The sequence below is a fragment of the Ruegeria sp. CE12 genome (genome assembly GCF_056537525.1).
In genome coordinates this window covers 904,193-925,180 of sequence record NZ_JBQFRS010000001.1, presented here as the reverse complement: position 1 = coordinate 925,180, position 20,988 = coordinate 904,193, and the positions used below count along the sequence as shown (strand labels likewise).

18 protein-coding genes are annotated in these 20,988 nt (G+C 57.7%); 14 read left to right on the top strand and 4 right to left on the bottom strand.

Going from position 1 to position 20,988, the window contains the following annotated elements; genetic code table 11:
- Positions 1-82: 82 nt before the first annotated feature.
- From ACR0IO_RS04645 to ACR0IO_RS04600, 10 genes are all read left to right on the top strand, one after another.
- Positions 83-1,498: a YcjX family GTP-binding protein gene (locus ACR0IO_RS04645; RefSeq protein WP_480739752.1), complete on the top strand. Its 1,416-nt coding sequence runs from the start codon at positions 83-85 to the stop codon at positions 1,496-1,498.
- Positions 1,495-1,950: an N-acetyltransferase family protein gene (locus tag ACR0IO_RS04640; protein WP_480739751.1), complete on the top strand. Its 456-nt coding sequence runs from the start codon at positions 1,495-1,497 to the stop codon at positions 1,948-1,950. Before ACR0IO_RS04645 ends, ACR0IO_RS04640 begins: the two co-directional genes overlap by 4 nt.
- Positions 1,943-2,935, top strand: coding sequence for a YcjF family protein (locus ACR0IO_RS04635; protein ID WP_480739750.1), 993 nt, complete (start codon positions 1,943-1,945; stop codon positions 2,933-2,935). The genes ACR0IO_RS04640 and ACR0IO_RS04635 overlap by 8 nt, the downstream gene beginning before the upstream one ends.
- A gap of 54 nt (positions 2,936-2,989) precedes the next feature.
- Positions 2,990-3,700: a VIT1/CCC1 transporter family protein gene (locus ACR0IO_RS04630; RefSeq protein ID WP_480739749.1), complete on the top strand. Its 711-nt coding sequence runs from the start codon at positions 2,990-2,992 to the stop codon at positions 3,698-3,700.
- A gap of 84 nt (positions 3,701-3,784) precedes the next feature.
- Positions 3,785-5,101, top strand: a complete 1,317-nt coding sequence (locus tag ACR0IO_RS04625; RefSeq protein WP_480739748.1) for an SDR family oxidoreductase — start codon at positions 3,785-3,787, stop codon at positions 5,099-5,101.
- Entirely contained in the window at positions 5,101-5,580 is a 480-nt protein-coding gene (locus ACR0IO_RS04620) for a DUF2269 family protein (protein WP_480739747.1), read from the top strand. The genes ACR0IO_RS04625 and ACR0IO_RS04620 overlap by 1 nt, the downstream gene beginning before the upstream one ends.
- A gap of 102 nt (positions 5,581-5,682) precedes the next feature.
- Entirely contained in the window at positions 5,683-8,424 is a 2,742-nt protein-coding gene (locus ACR0IO_RS04615) for a DUF2339 domain-containing protein (protein WP_480739746.1), read from the top strand.
- Positions 8,425-8,588: 164 nt separating this feature from the next.
- The gene (gene ileS / locus ACR0IO_RS04610; protein ID WP_480739745.1) at positions 8,589-11,501 is read left to right on the top strand and encodes an isoleucine--tRNA ligase; all 2,913 of its coding nucleotides are present in this window, start codon (positions 8,589-8,591) and stop codon (positions 11,499-11,501) included.
- Between the two features lie 82 nt (positions 11,502-11,583).
- A complete protein-coding gene (locus ACR0IO_RS04605) occupies positions 11,584-12,039 on the top strand; it encodes a methylated-DNA--[protein]-cysteine S-methyltransferase (RefSeq protein WP_480739744.1) in 456 nt (151 codons plus the stop codon).
- Positions 12,040-12,115: 76 nt separating this feature from the next.
- The gene (locus tag ACR0IO_RS04600; RefSeq protein WP_155143303.1) at positions 12,116-12,583 is read left to right on the top strand and encodes a hypothetical protein; all 468 of its coding nucleotides are present in this window, start codon (positions 12,116-12,118) and stop codon (positions 12,581-12,583) included.
- 45 nt (positions 12,584-12,628) lie between these two features.
- Here ACR0IO_RS04600 and ACR0IO_RS04595 read toward each other — a convergent pair whose 3' ends face one another.
- From ACR0IO_RS04595 to fsa, 4 genes are all read right to left on the bottom strand, one after another.
- Complete coding sequence (locus ACR0IO_RS04595) at positions 12,629-13,324, bottom strand: CDP-alcohol phosphatidyltransferase family protein (RefSeq protein ID WP_170331166.1); 696 nt, start codon at positions 13,322-13,324, stop codon at positions 12,629-12,631.
- A gap of 90 nt (positions 13,325-13,414) precedes the next feature.
- Positions 13,415-14,335, bottom strand: a complete 921-nt coding sequence (locus ACR0IO_RS04590; protein WP_480739743.1) for a tyrosine recombinase XerC — start codon at positions 14,333-14,335, stop codon at positions 13,415-13,417.
- The gene (locus ACR0IO_RS04585) at positions 14,332-15,039 is read right to left on the bottom strand and encodes a DUF484 family protein (RefSeq protein WP_170331171.1); all 708 of its coding nucleotides are present in this window, start codon (positions 15,037-15,039) and stop codon (positions 14,332-14,334) included. The genes ACR0IO_RS04590 and ACR0IO_RS04585 overlap by 4 nt, the downstream gene beginning before the upstream one ends.
- Before the next feature lie 205 nt (positions 15,040-15,244).
- Complete coding sequence (gene fsa, locus ACR0IO_RS04580) at positions 15,245-15,898, bottom strand: fructose-6-phosphate aldolase (protein WP_152457215.1); 654 nt, start codon at positions 15,896-15,898, stop codon at positions 15,245-15,247.
- A gap of 90 nt (positions 15,899-15,988) precedes the next feature.
- Between fsa and ACR0IO_RS04575 the strand changes: the two genes are divergently transcribed.
- The 4 genes from ACR0IO_RS04575 (at position 15,989) to ACR0IO_RS04560 (ending at position 20,886) form a co-directional block, all read left to right on the top strand.
- Complete coding sequence (locus tag ACR0IO_RS04575) at positions 15,989-18,184, top strand: primosomal protein N' (protein ID WP_480739742.1); 2,196 nt, start codon at positions 15,989-15,991, stop codon at positions 18,182-18,184.
- Positions 18,185-18,263: 79 nt separating this feature from the next.
- The gene (locus ACR0IO_RS04570) at positions 18,264-19,496 is read left to right on the top strand and encodes an MFS transporter (protein WP_155143308.1); all 1,233 of its coding nucleotides are present in this window, start codon (positions 18,264-18,266) and stop codon (positions 19,494-19,496) included.
- A 66-nt stretch (positions 19,497-19,562) separates the two neighbouring features.
- Positions 19,563-20,441 (top strand): 50S ribosomal protein L11 methyltransferase, encoded by an 879-nt coding sequence (locus ACR0IO_RS04565; RefSeq protein WP_480739741.1) that lies wholly within the window; start codon positions 19,563-19,565, stop codon positions 20,439-20,441.
- 100 nt (positions 20,442-20,541) lie between these two features.
- Positions 20,542-20,886: a hypothetical protein gene (locus tag ACR0IO_RS04560; protein WP_155143310.1), complete on the top strand. Its 345-nt coding sequence runs from the start codon at positions 20,542-20,544 to the stop codon at positions 20,884-20,886.
- Positions 20,887-20,988 lie beyond the last annotated feature (102 nt).

Below are 20,988 nucleotides of genomic sequence, written 5' to 3'. Positions count from 1 at the left end.
CAAGGGCTGGATGGACAAAAGCTCTGGCAAGTCCTGCGACCTCTACCTATCTTGGAAAAAACGATAATTGCGGGGCGACAGATTGGTCATCTCATCACTGGCAGACAGTCTTGTGCGCGGCGTCGAATCCGTGGGCGACCGGGTATCTGAGACGCTGTTCGAGCCTGTTATCCGTCTGGGCGTCACCGGATTGGCGCGATCGGGAAAGACGGTTTTCATCACATCATTGGTCGCCAACCTGCTGGACCGCGGACGTATGACCGGGCTGGTCGCGCAGCAGGAGGGGCGGATTAACGCTGCCTATCTGCAGCCACAGCCAGACGATACAGTTCCCCGGTTCGATTTCGAATCCCATCTCTCAGACCTGACCGGACCGGAGCCGCACTGGCCGGACAGTACGCGCGCTGTGTCAGAGCTGCGTTTGTCTTTCAAGGCGCGCCCTGCTGGTTTGCTGTCAGGTCTGCAGGGGCCGCGTAAGATTCATCTGGATATCGTCGATTATCCCGGCGAATGGTTGCTTGATCTGGCATTGCTCGAGAAGTCTTACGAAGAGTGGTCGCACGAGACGCTTGCGAGGATTGAGAGACGCCCGCAGGCTGCTGAATTTCTGGCGCAGGCAAAGGCAGTCGACCTTGCAGGTCCTCATGAGGAGCCCGCAGCTCAGGCGTTAGCTGGTTTGTTCACCACCTATCTGAACGCAGCCCGTGAAGCCGGGTTCTATGATTGCACGCCAGGGCGGTTCATCTTGCCGGGCGATTTGGCCGGATCCCCAGTTTTGACATTCGCACCTCTGCCTGTCTCTGGCCCGTCGCGTCGGCGAACGCTGCAGCGAGAGATGGAACGGCGCTACGAAGCCTACAAATCGCAGGTGGTAAAACCGTTTTTTCGCGATCACTTTGCCCGGATCGATCGGCAGGTCGTTCTGGTTGATGCGCTGGGCGCGATCCACAAGGGACCACAGGCCGTAGAAGATATGCGTCGCGCCATGGCTGATATTCTGTCTGCCTTCCGACCGGGGCGGAATGCCTGGCTGAGCCAAATGCTGCTTGGCAAACGGGTTGAGCGCATTCTTTTTGCAGCCACCAAAGCTGATCACCTTCATCATCTTCAGCACCCGCGTCTGACCGCGATTATGGAGGCGTTGACGCGAGAGGCCCGTGATCGCGCCAAGTTTGCCGGGGCCGAAACTGCAGCGCTGTCGTTGGCAGCCCTTCGTGCGACCACGGAAGAAATACGCAGCCATGATGGGGTGGAATTGCCCTGCGTACGTGGCACTTTGCTGGAAAACGGAAAGAAGGCCGCTTTTTACCCGGGGGATTTACCTGAAGATCCCGCCCATCTGCTGACGCCAGCGCGTAACGGTGCCGAGGGCTGGCTGGGGGAGGACTATGGGTTTATGGCCTTCGCTCCGGCGCAGCTGACCCTTCGACCTGGGGATGGCCCGCCACATATTCGTCTGGACCGCGCTGCGCAGTTTCTGATCGGAGATCGCCTGTGACCGTTACCCTAAGACCCGCGCGCAGCACAGATGCAGGTACGACAGGCACGATCCTGCATGGGTTTGCACAAGAAAACGATTGGATGCCAAATCTCCATACCTGTGCCGAAACGATAGCGTTTTGTGGCTACATGATCGATCAGGGCTGGGTAACCGTCGCTGATGATGATGGCGATGTCGTCGGGTTTCTGTCGCTGAAAGGTTCGGAAATCCACTCGCTGTACCTGACATCCACCGCACGTCGAAAGGGGATAGGGCGACAACTGCTGAATCGTGCAAAGTCTCAGCATTCTGAATTGTCATTGTTCGCTTTTCAGGCAAACGAACCAGCCCTCCGTTTCTACAGGCAGAATGGTTTTGTCGAAATTGCGCGCAGCGATGGAGCAGACAATGATGAAAACCTGCCCGACATCAAATTTGCCTGGCGAAAAGAGGGTTTGAACGATGGCTAAAGGTCCGGTTCTGATTGATCTTGAAGATGATGCCGGGCCAGCAACGGATGTATCTGATGCGCCTCCGGTCCCTGACATAGCGCAGCCGCAAGGGCAGGCTATGCAGGCTGCAGCGCGTTTGGCAGCTCGTAAGCCTTCGGTCTTGTCGCGGTGGTTCTGGGGGCTGGCACTGGCTGTGGTCGGAGCGGCGATTTCGGTGGCGGCATGGGATTTCGCCACGTCTCTGGTTGCGCGTGCACCAGTTTTGGGATGGATCGTTACAGTATTGATTGGCGCCCTGGTTCTTGTCGGGCTGATCATTGCTTTGCGCGAATTGGCTGCAATTGGCCGCCTGTCCCGTGTGGATGGAATGCGCCGCGCCGCTGATACTGCGCTGGCAGATGCCGATCTGGGGCAAGCGCGCGCGGTCACGAACCGCCTGATCTCGTTCTACAATGGGCGTGAGGAAACCCGCTGGGGGCGGGAGCGCCTGTCCGAGCGGATGGAGGAGCAGTTCGATGCCTCCGGGCTGCTGGTATTGGCCGAAGATGAGCTGCTGGCACCATTGGACGCTGCAGCCAGCAGAGAGGTTGAGGCAGCAGCACGGCAGGTGGCCACGGTTACTGCGCTGGTGCCCCTTGCGTTGGCAGATGTCGTGACAGCCCTGGCATCTTCGCTGCGTATGATCCGCCGGATTGCGGAAATCTATGGCGGTCGCGCCGGTTTTCTGGGTAGCTGGCGTTTGACTCGGGCAGTGTTTGTTCACCTCGTTGCGACCGGGGCTGTGGCCGTTGGGGATGATCTTCTGGAACCGGTTCTTGGTGGCTCGGTCCTTAGCAAACTGTCCCGGCGTTTTGGCGAGGGCCTTGTAAACGGCGCCCTGTCTGCCCGTGTCGGAGTTGCCGCGATGGAGGTTTGTCGCCCTTTACCATTTTCCGAACGGCACAAACCATCGACCCGTGGTATGGTTAAACGTGCCTTGAGCGGGTTGTTTTCAAAGGGTTGATCTGTCGCAAGGTCCTGGCCTGCCAAACCCCGCAAAATGGGGAAGGAGCCAGCCATGACCGATCACGGACACAGCCAGCAGGAAATCACGGCGCGGATAAATGCACCGCCCGGGCGGGGTGTGTTGCGCGATGTTGTGTATGGCGGGATCGATGGATCTGTGACCACCTTTGCGATCGTCGCAGGAGTTGCCGGGGCAGGGTTGTCGCCATTCGTAATCGTTGCTCTTGGTCTGGCCAATGTGCTGGCGGACGGGTTTTCGATGGCTGCAGGCAATTACTCAGGCACTAAGGCTGAACTGGACAACATCCGACGCATCCGCGCCATTGAGGAAAGGCATATCGAGCTTTATCCCGAAGGCGAGCGGGCAGAAGTGAAGGAAATACTCGCGCAAAAAGGGCTTTCTGGCGAGGTGCTCAATGAAGCGACCGAGGCAATCACTGCCAGCCGGGAAAACTGGATTAGCCTGATGCTTGAGGGCGAATACGGATTGGGTAGCGTTGATCCCCATCCAATCAAAGCGGCGACGGCGACATTTTTTGCCTTTCTCGCGGCAGGCATGATCCCGCTCCTGCCATTCCTGCTTTCTCTGGATGGTGCCTTTATTATCTCGGCCTGGCTGACGATGGGTGTTTTCTTTGCAATCGGGGCTTTGAAAAGCCGGTGGTCTCTGTCTCCTTGGTGGCGCTCAGGGCTGGAAACTTTTTTGATTGGCGGTGCGGCAGCTTCGATCGCCTACTTGGTTGGATCGCTGTTCCATCCATGAGGGCAGTTGATGTCGCAGTTTGCGCGGTGGTGCTGGTGCGCGCGGATCAATCAGATACTGTCGTGAAAACGGATTTGAGTGGTCATGCCGCAAAAGAGATTACACGGAAAACGCGTTCTGGTTTTGGGGGCTTACGGGTTTATCGGAGCTGCAGTCACAAGGGCGCTTCAGTCTGAAGGCGCAAGCGTAACCGGCATGGTGCGCGATGCGCGAACAGGGGCAAAGGTCTTGCCGGGCGTCACGCTTGTAGAGGGTGATCTGAGGGATTTTCTGGATCCTGAGGATTGGCGATCCCGTCTGAACAACGTTGATGCGGTGGTGAATTGCGCAGGTGCGCTGCAAGACGGCGGGGTCGATGATCTTGAGATTGTGCATCACAAAGCCATCGCTGCTTTGGGGCAGGCTTGTGCCGAGTTGGGCATTTCAATTGTCCAGATTTCAGCCATCGGGGCCGAGCCTGATGCAACGACTGATTTCATGCGAACCAAGGCCGCAGGCGATGCAGCGCTCCGTATCTGTGGAGCTCCTGTATGGATACTCAAACCGGGTTTGGTAATAGGGCAGAGCGACTATGGCGGGACTGCGTTGTTAAGGATGCTGGCGGCAATCCCGCTGGTGCAGCCGATCGCTTACCCGGCAACGCCGGTTCAATGTGTTGGCATGGACGATCTGTGCGGTGCTATCACCGCGACTGTTGCAGATGAGTTGCCTCAGGGAGCCTATGATCTCGTTGAAGATGCTGAGCATCCGCTGTCCGACGTGCTCGCAGCGACGCGTCGGTGGCTGGGTTTCCCGGCGGCTCAGCTGACGGTTGGGGTGCCGGTGTGGACGACCAGCTTGGTTGCAGCCTTGGCGGATTTTCTGGGAAAACTGGGATGGCGTTCGCCCTTGCGCAGTACTGCCATGACGGTCATGGCGGATGGGGTCACGGGCGATCCGGAACCATATCGTAAGGCTGCGGGTGCATCGCTGGCTTCAATGGATGAGGTCTATAGCCGCCTGACCTGCGCGCGTGAACATCGCTTGACGGCACGCATGTCTCTGTTGATGCCTCTGGTAATCGCGGTGCTGAGCCTGTTCTGGGTGTTGTCCGGTGTCCTTGGTCTGACCGGATTAGCCCAGGCCAAATCGGTTCTTCTTGATGCAAGTTGGTCTGCCCCGTCCGCAGCGGTCAGCGTCGTGTTCTGGTCGCTTGTCGACATCGCTCTGGGTCTGGCTCTGTTGTGGCGTCCTTGGGCGGGACGGGTATGCTTTTTGCAATTCGCTGTGGCATTGTTCTATCTGTTGGCCGCGACCGTTGCCGTTCCGGCGCTTTGGGGTGACCCTCTTGGACCTCTGGTCAAGATCCTGCCAGCGATGATGTTGTCTTTGGTTGCGTGGCCGATGTTGGAGAGCAGGTAATGGACCCCGATCTGATCCTGCGCTGGCTGCATGTCATTGGTGCTTGTGTCTTGCTGGGAACGGGTGCGGGCATCGCGTTCTTTATGCTGATGGCGCATCGCAGCCGGGATCCGCGTATCATTGCGCATACAGCCGGTATCGTGGTTTTGGCTGATCTGTTGTTCACGGCGTCAGCCGTCATTCTGCAGCCGATTACCGGATTTCTGCTGGCGTGGAGGCTGGGATGGTCATTGTCCGAGGGATGGATCGCTCTGTCGCTGCTGCTTTATGTTTTTACAGGTTTGTTCTGGCTTCCAGTGGTCTGGATACAGCTGCGTTTACGTGACTATGCCCGGCGTGCAGCGGGAAATGGCGAAGAACTGCCAGATGCCTATCATCAATTGTTCCGCATCTGGTTTGCCTGCGGATTTCCCGCGTTTGTTGCAGTGTTGGCGATTATCTGGCTGATGCTGGAGCGTCCCGACATAGCCTTGTTCTGATACCGACTAGCCTACAACAAAACAAATCTAACTGGATTTCCAGACTATTACCCGGTGCCCGTTCAATGTAGGTTCAGGCCGATTATCTCCGGAGGTATTTTTTTGGAGTCCCTACTCGTCCTCATTGGCCTGATTGTTCTGGCCATACCCATTTCGATCATTGTGTTGTTGGTCGGTCAGTCCCGTTTGCGTAAACGGGTTGAACAACTCGAACATCAGCTCACGGAGATGTCGATGGGCGCGACTGAGCGAGCGCCTACTACATCACCCATGTCAGCCGCAGAGCGGGAACCTTCCGAGGAGGAAAAAGAGCAGTCGAAACCTGCACCATGGTCTGCACCAACAGCGGAGGGGATGCCTGCGGCGGTTGAGAGTGAACAAACCGACACGACCGTCGTTGAAGCCGAAGAAGAAGACAGTGGAGCGATTGTCTTTCGCGGGGATCGTATTGCGGCGCTGGGCGCTTGGCTACGCGAGAATTGGTTTTATGCGGTCTCTGCACTTTCACTGGCTCTCGCAGGTATATTCCTTGTCCAATATGGCGTGGAAAATGGCCTGCTGCCACCCACTGCCCGTGTTCTGGCCGCGCTGGCCTTTGGTGCAGCTCTGATCGTAGCAGGCGAAGTGGTACGCCGCCGGTTCGGCGACGATGAGGACTCGGCCACCGCCTATTTGCCATCGGTATTCTCGGGCGCAGGGCTTGTAACGCTGTTTGGGGGCATACTGTCCGCGCGACAGTTATATGATCTGATCGGTCCCGAAACCGCATTGCTTGGAATGGTCGTGATTGCACTGACGGGGCTGGTGCTGGGTTGGTTTCATGGCCCGCTATTGGCCGCCGTTGGTCTGATCGGAGCTTTCGCAGCACCTTTCATGGTTGGCGGCTCATCGAATGATCCTTCATGGCTTTACGGATATTTTTTCGTGATCGCCGTGCTGGGGCTGGGCATCGATACCGTCCGGCGATGGGCCTGGATTTCGATGCTTACGCTGGTTGGGTCTTACGCAACGGCCTTGCTGCTGGTCTTGTCGTCGCCATCAACTGAACCAGCATATCTGACATTTGCCACAGTTCTTGCGCTGATTACGATCGCAATTCCGGTCAGGCGGTTGATCCCCGATTACTCGGGACTGATGGTTTTGGAGACCATCCGGCGCAAGAAAGGGGGGGCTTGGCCTGAATTCCCAACCCGGCTGGCTTTTGGGGCAGTGGTTGCCAGTTCCGTGATCCTCTCGCTTCACTGGGCAGACTCGTCGTCGGAGTTCTGGCTTGGCATAGTCTTGTTCGTTGCATTGCTGTTTGCGCTGATCATCTGGGCAAAGGATGCACGCGCCCTGCAGGACCTGGTTGTGTTCCCTGCTGCGGGTCTTGTCTGGTCGGTTTTTTCACACGGGATGGACGGAGGTTCTGTTGGACGGGCATTTGCGGCGACCTACGCGGAAACCGCCGAGGCCGACTATCCGATGGTCGTTACTATCTTGGTCGCGTTGGGCGCGGTGATCACACTGCTTGCCGCATGGCGTTCCTTCATGGGCGGGCGTTATGCTGTTGTCTGGGCAGGGGGCGCTGCGGTGTTCGCGCCAGTGATGGCAATCGCGCTGGAAATCGGCTGGAACCCTGCGCAGGTGATCGGGGCCTACCCATGGGCTCTGCATGCCATTGCACTGGGCGCAGTGATGGTGGTTCTGGCCGAGCGGTTTACGCGAATTGACGGTGAATCCCGCATGCGCACAGCCTTGGTCACTCTTTCAGCTCTGTCCTGCCTGACCTTTGCCTGTGTGATTGTCCTGAGTTCGGCCGCGCTTACAGTTGCGCTTGTCGTAACGGTGGTGATCTCCGCTGCTTTGGACCGAAAATTCACACTGCCGCCGATGAGTTGGTTTATTTGGGCCGGAGTGTTTTCAATCACGGTCAGGCTGGTCCTCAACCCAGGTCTTGAGTGGGCGGATACAGCGCCGTTGTTCGAAATGACATTTGTCTATGGCGCGGCGGTTGTTGGCTTCCTGATCGCATGGTGGCTGCTGAGGCCACTCACGCGGCCGGTGGCTGTGCTGTTGCTGGAAAGCGCCGCATGGGCGACCGGTGGCATATTGCTGTCTCTGCTGCTGATGCGCTGGCTCGAGGGGTTCGGCGAAGGCGGGGCGCAGAGCAGCCCGTGGGGACTTGGGTTGCTTGCCGTGATCTGGCTGTTGCTGGCCTATGCTCAGGTTCAGAGGTTCGAGCTGGGCGGTAAGCTGAACTACGCACGCTATCTGCTTGCGGGCTTTTTCGCGGCACATGGTGTGGTGCGTTTGGCAGAGGCGCTGATCGAACAAAACCCGCTGCTCCATCTCTACGTCGATCCGGTGCTTGGCCCCCCGATCCTGAACACGCTTGCGGTGGCCTATCTGTTACCCGCGCTGGTCATCGGGCTTTCAGCGTGGCGGATTCCGTCGATGCCCTTGAGGCTGAAACAGATCAGCTACGTTGCTGCAGGCGCGCTTGCAGCATTTTGGCTGGGGCTTGCGATCCGCCATTTTTGGCAGGGGGCCGAGGGTATGTACGAGGGCAATGGTGTCACGCAGCCCGAGTTGTACACCTACACTCTGACGCTGTTGGTTATTGGCGCAATCTTGTTCTACCAGTCGCTCGCCCGTCAGTCCGATCTGATGCGCAAGGCAGGATTGGTAGTGATCGGCCTCGCCGTTGCCAAGGTGTTCCTGATTGATATCGCGGGTCTGGGCGGGCTGATCCGGGTGTTCTCGTTGCTGGCGCTTGGGCTTGCTCTGGCGGGTTTGGCATGGCTCAATCGTTGGGCCAAGCTGCGCCATTCGCCGCAGGAGGCAGAACCTCTGGACCATTAGGCAAGGGCGTCCTATAAGCGCGGCCATGTATGACCGTCTGGCCATCATTATTCGAATTATATCCCCGGCGCTCTGATATCGCGAGACGCCGGGCAAAGGTGCTTGAGAATTCGCACTGACCGCTTCGATCCAAACACGACAAGATCATCCTGAGGACGCCCCCCATGTGCGCCGACACGACCCAAACACCTGACTACAAAGACACGCTGAACCTGCCCAAAACCGAATTCCCAATGCGCGCTGGCCTGCCCAAGCGCGAGCCTGCTTGGCTGGAACGTTGGGAGAAGATCGGCGTCTACGACCGCCTGCGCGAAAAAGAGGGCAGAGTGCCCTTTACCCTGCATGATGGCCCTCCGTATGCAAACGGTCACCTGCATATCGGCCACGCACTGAACAAAACCATCAAAGACATGATCGTGCGGTCCCATCAGATGATGGGCTTTGACTCGCGTTATGTACCCGGCTGGGACTGCCACGGCCTGCCGATCGAATGGAAGATCGAAGAGCAGTACCGCAAGAAGGGCAAGAACAAGGATGAGGTGAACATCGTCGACTTCCGTCAGGAATGCCGCAAGTTCGCCGAGGGCTGGATCGACGTCCAGCGCGAAGAGTTCAAGCGTCTGGGCATCACCGGCAACTGGCCCGATCCCTATATCACCATGGACTATCACGCCGAGGCCGTGATCGCCGACGAGTTCATGAAGTTCCTGATGAACGGCACGCTCTATCAGGGCTCGAAGCCCGTGATGTGGTCGCCGATTGAAAAGACAGCTCTGGCTGAGGCCGAGGTCGAATATCACGACAAGGAAAGCTTCACCATCTGGGTGAAGTTCAAAGTCGTGAACGCCGGCGATCTGGATGATGCCTTTGTCGTGATCTGGACGACGACCCCGTGGACCATGCCGTCGAACAAGGCGGTCGTTTATGGCAAGGATATCTCCTACGGCCTGTACGAAGTCACCGGCGCACCTGAGGAATGCTGGGCCAGTGTCGGAGACAAGTTCCTGCTGGCGGACAATCTGGCCGCCGACGTGCTAGGCCGCGCCCGTCTGAACGACGACCAGTGGACCCGCGTCCGTGACGTGACCACTGATGAACTGGAAGGAGTCCAACTGACCCACCCGCTGGCTGGGGCCGAGGGTGGCAATGGCGAATGGGACGACATCCGTGACTTCCGTGCGGCTGAGTTCGTGACCGATACCGAAGGTACCGGCTTCGTTCACTGTGCGCCGTCACACGGTATGGAAGAATTCGAGCTTTACCGCGATCTGGGTATGCTGGAACAGGTCATCACCTACAATGTGATGGACGATGGCTCCTTCCGCGCCGATCTCCCGTTCTTTGGCGGCAAGTACATCCTGTCTCGCAAGGGCGGCGAGGGTGACGCGAACAAGGCGGTGATCGACAAGCTGGTCGAGGTCGGCGGGCTGCTGGCGCGTGGCAAAATCAAGCACAGCTATCCGCATTCGTGGCGCTCGAAGGCTCCAATCATTTACCGCAACACGCCACAGTGGTTTGCGTCCGTTGACCGCAAGCTGGACGACGGCATGGGTGAAATGGGCGACACCATCCGCGAACGCGCCCTGCGGTCTATCGACGAGCTGGTGAAATGGACGCCGCAGACCGGCCGTAACCGCCTGTATTCGATGATCGAAGCGCGACCGGACTGGGTCTTGTCCCGCCAACGCGCCTGGGGTGTGCCGCTGACGTGCTTTACCAAGAAGGGGGTCTTGCCCACCGATGCGGATTACCTGCTGCGCAATGAAGATCTCAATGCCCGCATCAAGGCGGCGTTCGAGAAGGACGGCGCGGATATCTGGTACACTGACGGGTTCAAAGAGAAAATCCTCGACGGCATTGCAAACCCCGAAGATTACGATCAGGTCTTCGACGTGTTGGACGTGTGGTTTGACTCGGGTTCGACACACGCCTTCGTTCTGCGCGACCGCGAGGACGGCACCGAGGATGGTATTGCTGACGTCTACATGGAAGGCACCGACCAGCACCGCGGGTGGTTCCACTCGTCGATGCTGCAAGCCTGCGGCACCAAAGGTCGTGCGCCGTACAGGAACGTTGTGACCCATGGCTTCACATTGGATGCCAAGGGCAACAAGATGTCCAAATCACTGGGCAACACCATCGTGCCGGAAGAGGTCGTCAAGCAATACGGCGCCGATATCCTGCGTCTGTGGGTGGCCCAGACCGACTATACCGCCGACCAGCGGATCGGGCCGGAGATCCTGAAAGGCACCGCCGACAGCTATCGCCGCCTTCGCAACACTATGCGGTTCATGTTGGGATCATTGGCTGATTTCACCGAGGCCGACCGCGTCGCGCCCGAGGATATGCCGCGTCTGGAACGCTGGGTGCTCAGCCGTTTGGCCGAGCTCGATGAGCAGGTGCGCAAAGGCTATGCCGCGTTCGATTTCCAGGGTGTATTCAGCGCAGTGTTCAACTTTGCAACGGTTGATCTGTCGTCCTTCTACTTCGACGTCCGTAAGGATGCGCTGTACTGCGACGGCGACAACCTGCGTCGTCGCTCGGCGCGCACCGTGTTGGACATCCTGTTCCATCGCCTGACCACTTGGCTGGCGCCGGTTCTGGTCTTCACCATGGAAGAGGTCTGGCTAGAGCGGTTCCCGGGTGACGACAGCTCGGTCCATCTGGTCGACTTCCCCGATACGCCCACCGATTGGCGCGACGCTGAACTGGAAACCAACATGGCCAAGGTACGCCGTGTTCGTCGTGCTGTGACTGCTGCGCTCGAAGTACAACGTCAGGACAAGGTCATCGGCTCCAGCCTCGAGGCGGCACCGATTGTGCATATCGAGGACGCGGAAACCCGAGACCTGCTGGCTACATTCGATGTGGATGACATGTGCATCACTTCGGGCTTGACCGTTACAGGCGATCCTGCCCCGGCTGAGGCTTTCCGCGCGCCTGAAATCGAAGGCGTCGGCGTCGTGTTCGAAAAGGCGGAAGGTGCGAAATGCCAGCGGTGCTGGAAGATCCTGCCCGATGTCGGACGACATTCGCACGAAGGCGTCTGTGGGCGCTGTGACGAAGCGCTGAGCTAAAGCAAACAAGCCCCGCCCTTTTACCAAAGGGCGGGGCTTTTCGTTGGTTGCGTCAATTCTGTCAATCTGCGAGTCTGGGCTTATGCCAATGATCGCAGTTGAAACACAGTTCGGATGTCTTGGGGTCGAAGAAACCAACGGCGCAATCACGCGTCTGGTTTGGAACGGCACGAACAAAGAGCCGGACACCCCTTTGTTGAAAGAGGCTGCTGCGCAGCTGACGGCATATGACGAAGGCCGGCTAGAGCAGTTCGATCTGCCGTATCACGTCGATGGCTCCGAATTTCAGCGCCAGGTTTGCGATCTTATGTTCGCGATCCCGTTCGGAGAGACCCGAACCTATGGCGATATTGCGAAAGAGCTAGGCCAGCCTGCCCAGCCTGTGGGGCAGGCGTGTGGTGCCAACCCGATCCCGGTCATCATTCCATGCCATCGGATTCTGGCTGCGAACAGTCTTGGTGGCTTTTCAGGGCAGGGCGGTATTGAGACCAAAGTAGCTCTTTTACGGCACGAACGCGCAGCGGGCCTGCTGATCTGATCGGTTGAATCCTGTTGCAATCCACTTGTTTGCGGCCCAACTTATATCAGATGCTGAATTTAAAGGACCGCATTGTATGACTGCCCAGACAGACCGTGCCGCCCGGAAAAAGGCGATCATTGACCGGCTTATGTCGCTTGAAGAGCAAGAACTGGCAACTGCTCAGGCGCATTATGATGCATTCTTGAAAGATGCTCAGCTTGATGACCGGGAAGGGCATGACAAGGACGACATTGCTGCATCACGCGAGAATGCGGATCTGGCTGCAGCATTTGATGCGCCGGTTCATGCCCATCACGCCAAGATCGACGTGATTGAAAACACGGATTTCAGCGTGACCGACACGGTGCAGCCCGGTGCGGTGATCAAATTCAACAACCGGCGTTTTGTGGTATGCGTATCGACCACCCGGTTTGAGGTGGACGGCAAAACCTACATGGGAATTTCAACACAAAGCCCGATTTATCTGGCTATGGTTGGTTTGAAAGAAGGTGACTACTTTACGCATAACGGGACTGAATTCGAAGTCGAAGAAGTCCTGTAGAAAGGCTCTCGGGCGCTGTCATGGTCCAGCGCCCATTGAGATTTGTCACGCGTTTCGCTGCGGGATCAGTTGCTGAGCAATGCCCGCAGACACCAGATACAGGCTGGTGATTACCAGACCCCAATGTGCCCAGCTTTCCGGATGGAAATCGACCCAGGCCGCCCAACCCGCAAAGAATGTCCATGCCAGTGCCATTGGCAGTGACAGGGTGCGCCAACGCTCGGTGCGCACCGGATGAATGAACTTGAGCGGCAGGAACATAGCGATTGCCAGTAAGGTGACCAGAATGAGGATGAACCCGAAGTTTGGCTCGAGTGCAAAGATCACAACGACAAACATGTTCCAGCATCCGGGGAAGCCTGAGAAAGAGTTATCCTTGGTCTTCATCCGTGTGTCGGCAAAATACATCGCGCTTGCAAAAGTGATGACTATGATTGCGAACCAGCCAGTCCAGCCGTCCATCAACCCGGATTTGAACAATGCATAGGCCGGGATGAACACATAGGTCAGATAGTCGATGATCAGATCCATGAGCACCCCGTCAAATTCAGGCGCGTTCTTCTTGACGTCATAATGCCGGGCCAGGGGGCCATCGATCCCGTCTACGATGAAAGATACTACGAGCCAGAGGTACATCAGGCTCCATTTTTCTTCGACGGCAGCCAGCATGGCCAACATTGCAAAAACAGCGCCGGTTGCGGTGAAAAGATGAACGGAAAGAGCTTTAAATCTGAGTGTCATGCAGGTGTCATGAACGATGCAAGCCAGAGATGCAAAGCAAAAAGCCAGTGGCTGCCGATGCGCTCGAAAATTGTTTAGGTAGTGTGGGTCTTACGCCTTCGGATGCGCGCGGTTGTAGACTTCCATCAGCCGCGCGGTATCGACTGCTGTATAGGTTTGCGTAGTTGACAGCGATGCGTGGCCCAGCAACTCTTGGATCGCCCGTAGATCCCCACCAGCCGACAGGAGATGCGTGGCAAAGCTGTGGCGCATTGCATGTGGCGTTGCCGTTGACGGCAGACCCAGTTGCATACGTGCCTTGGCCATGACGCCCTGAATGGCTCGGGGGTTTAACTGTCCACCGCGCACGCCCCGAAACAATGGCGCATCCGGTGATTGTGAATGAGGGCACAGTTGCAGGTAATGCTCGACACTGTCTTTCGCGGCTTGGATTACCGGAACAATCCGTTCCTTCCCGCCTTTTCCAAGAATGCGCAAGGTGGATGGCAGTGGTGCGTCTGCCCCCTTTAGGGACAGGGCTTCGGAAATGCGAAGGCCACATCCGTACAGCAATGTCACAACGGCGACGTCACGTGCAGCGACCCAGTCAGAAGTCGATTGCAATTCGACAGTTTCGATCATCGCGCGGGCGGCATCTTCAGCCAGCGGGCGCGGGAGTTTCTTGGTGTATTTCGGTGCGCGCGTTGACAGAACGGCTGTTGGTTCAAAACCCTCACGCTCTGCCAGCCAGCGGTAGAATGATTTGACAGCGGAGAGTTTGCGTGCCAGCGAACGCGCGCCTACACCTGTTTCGCGCTGTTGCGCCATCCAGGCCCGCATGTCTGAGACTGTGATCTGCTCCAGCGCAGCCAGCCCCTGCCGCGCACTATTATGGAGTGTCATGAACGACAGGAATTCGCTGACATCACCACGATAGGCCGTCAACGTGTTTTCCGATCGCCCCGAAAGCGCCCCCAGACTATCTAGCCAGTGCTGGAGTGCATCGCGGCACGCCGGAGAGATCAGGCTCACGACAGCCAGTGGCGCATCGAGCGTTCGAACACGCCAGCAAAAAAGGCCAGAAGATCGGTTCCCAGCTGGGGTGAGAAATGTCTGGGATCCTTGGCGCCCATGACGATCATGCCGGGCAGGCGACCTTCGCCAAGATCAAGCTTCAGGCACGCCTCGGAGCGCAGCTGGTCGGCCTTGTCGCCATAGATTCTGCGATTGGAGTGGTGTATTTCGCGCAAGGTGACATCCCGGGGTTGCCCGCTGCGATCATAGGTCAGATAGCTGTCGATGAAGCCGGGCTCTGCGACTGTAAGAACACCGCCCAGTTTGTCGACTGCGGGGTCGTCCTGAATAAGTGTGGTTTCCAGAACCAGAGTGACTTTATCGACGCGCAGTATTTCGGCGACGTCATTACCCAGCGTGCGAAGGAAATCTTCGAACTCGACGGGTTCAAGCAGACGAAGAATGGCGCGATGAACCTGATTGGTGCCTGCCAGATTTTCGTAGGCAGCTGCGATCACCGAACGATGGGTATCCTCCAGCCGATCCAGCCGGGCTTCGAGCCGCTGCATGGCGATCCCGCGCAGATCGATGATGTTGTCACCACGTGCGCGCTCATTCGCAGTTACAAGCGCCTGCATCAGGTCCTTGTCATCCAGCACTGCGTCAGGCTCAGCCAGAATCGCGGCGCGGAGATTATCCTCGAGTTTCGGGTTGCTGCTCATTTCCTGTCCGGTCTTTTTTTGTTGCGCGGTTTATAGCACGGGACACCGGATTTGACTTGGAAAAAATGCACCTGAAGCTCGAATTAGTGCAGCAATGTGGTGGTAAGGTGCTCCCGCCTGCAACTCTCTGATCAGAGATCAGATTTTGCAGTCGGGCCTAGCGCGGCGCCCAGGGCGCCACGCGGTTTCGCAGAAACTGTCGGGATCAGAGAATTTTCTGACCGGTCTTGGCCCAGTCGGCGAGGAAGGTTTCCAGACCCTTGTCAGTCAAGGGGTGATCGGCCAGCTTCTTGATGACGGCGGGCGGTGCGGTGATCACGTCGGCGCCGATACGGGCGCTGTCGGTCACGTGGTTCACGGTGCGGATCGAGGCCGCCAGGATTTCAGTTTCGAACCCATAATTGTCATAGACCTGACGGATATCGGCGATCAGGTCCATGCCATCGAGGTTGATGTCGTCGAGACGTCCGATGAAGGGTGAGATGAAAGTCGCGCCTGCCTTTGCCGCCAAAATGGCCTGATTGGTAGAAAAGCACAGGGTTACGTTGACCATCTGACCTTCGTCCGAAAGCGTCTTGCAGGTTTTAAGACCGGCCCAGGTCAGCGGCACCTTCACGGCGATGTTCGGAGCGATCTTGGCCAGTTTGCGGCCTTCGGCGATCATGTCGTCGGCTTCGGTGGCGACAACTTCGGCGGATACGGGGCCATCGACCAGATCACAGATCTCTTTAGTCACTTCCAGAATGTCGCGACCCGATTTCAGGATCAGCGAAGGGTTGGTGGTGACACCGTCTACCATGCCCAAATCGTTAAGTTCGGCGATGGCATCGATCTCGGCTGTGTCTACGAAGAATTTCATGAGGGCAGTCCTTTGATGGGTTGGCCTTGGTCGCGGATGGCTTTACCCCAAAGAGAGACTTGCTGAAACCCCCCGGCCCGAGGATATGCGTTGAGCACTCAGGAGTATTTTGACGAAGGCGAACTGGTGGCGGTTCTGACCACACAGCCTCTGGACCGGACGCTGGACTACAAAGCGCCCGAGGGTGGGTGTTTTCTGGGTGCATTCGTTGAGGTCCCGTTGGGGCCGCGTAAGGTTCTGGGTGTTGTCTGGGGACCGGGGCAAGGGGGATTTGATCTTAACAAGGCCCGGTCGGTGATCCGGGTGTTGGAAGTCGCACCGATGCGCGAAGAAATGCGCGTGTTTCTGGGCAAAGTGGCGGATTACACGCTGACGCCGATGCCCGCGATGCTGCGGCTGGCAACACGCGCACCCGGTTTGGGTGATCCGCCGTCGATGCGTAAGATCTATCGCCTTGGTAATATCGAACCAGACCGGATGACCGACGCGCGCACCCGCGTGCTTGAGGTTCTGCGCGATTATGGCGGTCTTGCCTTTACGCTGAAAGAATTGGCCGAGCAGGCCGGCGTGACCTCATCTGTCGTCAAAGGGCTGGTCAAGCTGGGTGCAGTACGGGAGGAAGACAGTCCCCGTGATCTGCCGTATCCGCATCTGGATCCGGATCTGCCAGGAAAAGAGCTGACCGAAGATCAGGCGGCCGCAGTTGCGAAGCTGCAGGAAGGCCAGCAGTCAGGGAGTTACGGAACCACACTCCTCAAGGGCGTGACAGGCTCAGGTAAGACCGAAGTATATCTGGAGGCCGTGGCCGAGGCGCTGCGCATGGAGCGACAGGCGCTGGTTCTGTTGCCTGAGATCGCGCTGACCGCGGAATTCCTCACCCGCGTCGAGGCGCGGTTTGGCGCGCGCCCGGCTGAATGGCACTCGGGCGCGACGATGACTGAACGCCGCCGGGTCTGGCGAATGGTCGGGCAGGGGGATGCGCAACTGGTCGTCGGAGCAAGATCGGCCCTGTTCCTTCCGTTTCGCAATCTGGGCTTGGTCGTGGTCGATGAGGAGCACGACACTTCTTACAAACAAGAGGATGGTGTCCAGTACAGCGCGCGCGACATGGCCGTGTTGCGTTCAGCCATCTGTGGGGGGCGGGTGGTACTGGCCAGTGCCACGCCTTCGCTGGAAAGCTGGGCCAATGCCGAGGCGGGAAAGTATGATCGGATCGATCTGACGTCACGGTTTGGAGCCGCCGTTCTGCCCGAGATGAAGCCAATCGACATGCGGGCGGAACAGATGCAGCCGGGAACATGGATTTCCCCGTCTCTGCGTCAGGCAGTGCGGCAGCGGATTGAGAAAGGCGAGCAGTCGCTGCTGTTTATCAATCGTCGCGGCTATGCGCCCGTTACCTTGTGTCGGGCTTGTGGTGAGCAGATTGCCTGTGATCACTGTGATGCGCGGATGGTCGAACACCGGTTTTTGAAACGCTTGATGTGCCACCAATGCGGTGAGACGAAGCTGATGCCCGAGGTGTGCCCATCCTGCGGGGTCGAGGGCAAGCTGGCTCCGGTCGGGCCAGGGATTGAACGTTTGGCCGAAGAGGCTGAGGCGACCTTTCCTGAAGCCAATATTGCGATGCTCAGCTCTGATCTGTTCGGATCGGCCCGGGCCCTGAAAGCCAAGATCGAAGAGATCGCCGAAGGTGAGGCAGATATCATCATCGGTACGCAGCTGGTGGCCAAAGGGCACAACTTTCCGAAACTGACACTGGTTGGCGTGATCGACGCCGATCTTAGCCTGCATGGCGCCGATTTGCGCGCGGCTGAGAGGACATTCCAACTGATGCGCCAGGTTGCTGGCCGCGCTGGGCGGGCGGATAAACCGGGGCTGGCGCTGTTACAGACATTCCAGCCGGAACATCCCGTGATCCGGGCGATTTTATCCGGGGATGAAGAAGGATTCTGGAAGGCAGAAGCTGCCGGGCGACAGGCTGCAGGCGTTCCCCCTTATGGTCGTATGGCCGGGATAGTGCTCTCGGGGCCAGAGGTTGGCCCTGTGTTCGACATCGGAAACGCCATGGCGCGCAATGATGGCCCGTTGCGCGATATCGGCGCACAGGTCTTTGGCCCGGCGCCCGCACCGATTGCCCGAATTCGCGGGAGGCACCGGGTGCGACTGCTGGTCAAAGCCCCGAAAGGCGCGCCCATTCAGGATGCTATCGCGCGCTGGATCGCGCCTTTGCGGTTGAAGGGCGATATTCGTCTGACGGTCGATATCGATCCACAAAGTTTCTACTGACTTCTGCACCAGTGCAGAGGCAATGTGCGGCGACTGCTTTCCTCTCGCCAAAACATAGAAATGGGCGTAGAGGACTCTCATGCTGAAACCAATGCCCCTATCCGAGGCGCAGAGCCTTCCGTTCTGGCGCCGACCCGTCACGCTCCTGTTCATGATGGCGCTGACTATGCCGATTGCATTCAACGGATGGAGCGCGCTGCTGAACAACTTCGTAATCGAAGTGGCAAATTTCGATGGCGCGGATATCGGCCTGCTTCACACAGTGCGGGAAATCCCCGGTTTTCTGGCTGTTGGTGTGATCGCAGTCATCATATTCGTGCGCGAGCAGGTGCTGGCGATGATCTCGCTGATGATGCTCGGCGTCGCCACAGCAGTAACGGCATGGTTCCCAAGCCTTGGTGGCCTGTTGTTTGTGACCCTCTTCAGCTCGATCGGTTTTCACTATTATGAGACGGTGAACCAGTCGCTTCAGCTGCAGTGGTTGCCCAAGGACCGCGCGCCCCAGGTGCTGGGCTGGCTGGTCGCCATGGGATCGGCAGCGACAGCTGTGGTCTATGGTTTGATCGTACTTACCTGGGACCGGTTTGATCTGTCCTATAATACGGTCTTCATGGCTGCGGGCGGAGTAACAGCCCTGCTGGCGCTGTTCTGTCTGCTCGCTTATCCGCAATTCGATTCACCGACGCCGCAGACCAAGAAACTGGTCCTGCGTAAACGTTACTGGTTGTATTACGCACTACAATTCATGGCCGGCGCCCGGCGACAGATCTTTGTTGTCTTTGCCGGTTTCATGATGGTCGAGAAGTTTGGTTTCGAAGTCCATGAACTGACCAGCCTCTACCTGATCAATTTGGTGATCAACATGGCAGCAGCGCCGATGCTGGGAAAGGCAGTTTCCGTTTTTGGCGAACGCCGGACACTGATCTTCGAGTATACCGGTCTGGCTATCGTGTTCGCAGCTTATGGCGGTATCTACTGGTTTGGCTGGGGCGTGCTGCTGGCGGCTATCCTCTATGTGATTGACCATGTTCTGTTTGCGCTGGCGCTGGCGCTGAAAACCTACTTCCAAAAGATCGCTGATCCGGCGGATATCGCGCCGACAGCAGCTGTGGCCTTCACCATCAATCACATCGCGGCGGTATTCCTGCCTGCGCTTTTGGGGTTGCTGTGGGTCGTGTCACCCGGTGCGGTGTTCGCATTGGCTGCTGCAATGGCTCTGGTGTCTCTGGCGTTGTCTCTGCTGATCCCCCGCCACCCTGAACCCGGCAACGAAACAATCCTGTCGAAATACGCGCCCGCGCCTGCAGAATAAGCGCCAGTGCTTGACCTTGGCCGCCTGTCGCCATAGGCGCTGTGACAACTTAAACAGGAGGCATCCATGCCGACATTCACAGCGCTCACCACTCTGAACGGGAAAGCCGCAGCCGAAGGCCTGGGCGAAGCGATGGAGCGTCTGGAGCCGGAACCAACCGGTGTAGGTGTGTTCGAGGTCGAGGACGGATCCGGCCTCTGGGAAGTCGGCGGCTATTTCACCGAGGCGCCTGATGAGACTGCGCTGGCTGTCTTGGCTGTGGCCTTTGAGGCCAAACCATTTGTGGTTTCCGAGCTGCCCGAGACCGACTGGGTCGCGCATGTGCGTCGAGAGTTGGCTCCGGTCGAAGCAGGCCGTTTTTTTGTGTATGGCAGCCATGACGCCGACAAGATCCCCGAAGATCGCATTCCATTGCTCATCGAGGCAGCGATGGCCTTTGGCACGGGGCATCACGGCACGACGCTTGGCTGCCTCAAGGCATTGGATCGGTTGATCGAGGACGGGTTCAGCGCGGACAAAGTCGCGGACATCGGTTGCGGGACTGCTGTGCTGGCCATGGCGGCTGCACGGGTTTGGGATGGCGAGATACTGGCCAGCGATATTGACGAAGTTGCCGTTGATGTGGCTGAGGCAAACCTGAAGGCCAACGGAATGTCTGGCGCAGTTCGGTGTGTCGAAGCAGCAGGGTTTGATCACCGGGAGTTGCAGTCATCAGCGCCGTACGACCTGATTTTTGCTAATATCCTGAAGGGGCCCTTGGTGGCTCTGTCGCCCGAAATAGCAGAGAATCTGCGAGATGGTGGGCATGCGATCCTGTCGGGAATCCTTAACGAGCAGGCTGACGAAGTTGCGTCTGTTTATTCTCAAAATGGGTTCAATCTTACTGATAGGAGTGAGATTGGTGAGTGGACGACGCTAATCTTAACGAAACAGGGCGTTACTTAGACCATTTGCAGGAGTTTTGTGGATTTTTGCCACTCTTTTGACGCATTCTCTATCTACCGTCACCTGATGAAGTCGAGGGGGGCGGTTTTCGGAGGCTGCCATGACGGGTAAACAACTGGAATTTGATCAGCGCGTTCATCGCCTGAGCAAGAAGCATCAAAAGATGAGCCGTGGGTATCGTGCGTCGATGCGCAAAGACGGCTTGGTCGTGATGAAGCCACAACGCGTAAGATCCGCGGTTCCGGCAAAGGTTCTTTTGCTGTGCCTGGTTGGGTTTTTCGCTTTCAAGGCGTTTCTCCTATCAAGCTTGGGGCCATCTGCCTATCAGTTTCGGGTGAACAGCCTGAACGAGGGAACGTCGGTTGAACAGGCCGGGGCCTGGATCATGCAAATCGATCCGGTGACCGAAGCTGTTTCAGCTCAGTTGAGTAAGGTGATGTACTAAAGCGACCTGAAAGCGGTGACGCCTCTGTTGTCCAAGGGGCATGCGATCAGGGGCTTCTAACCGCATTGTCATTACAGCAGTTAAACAAGAAACACCGCGGCC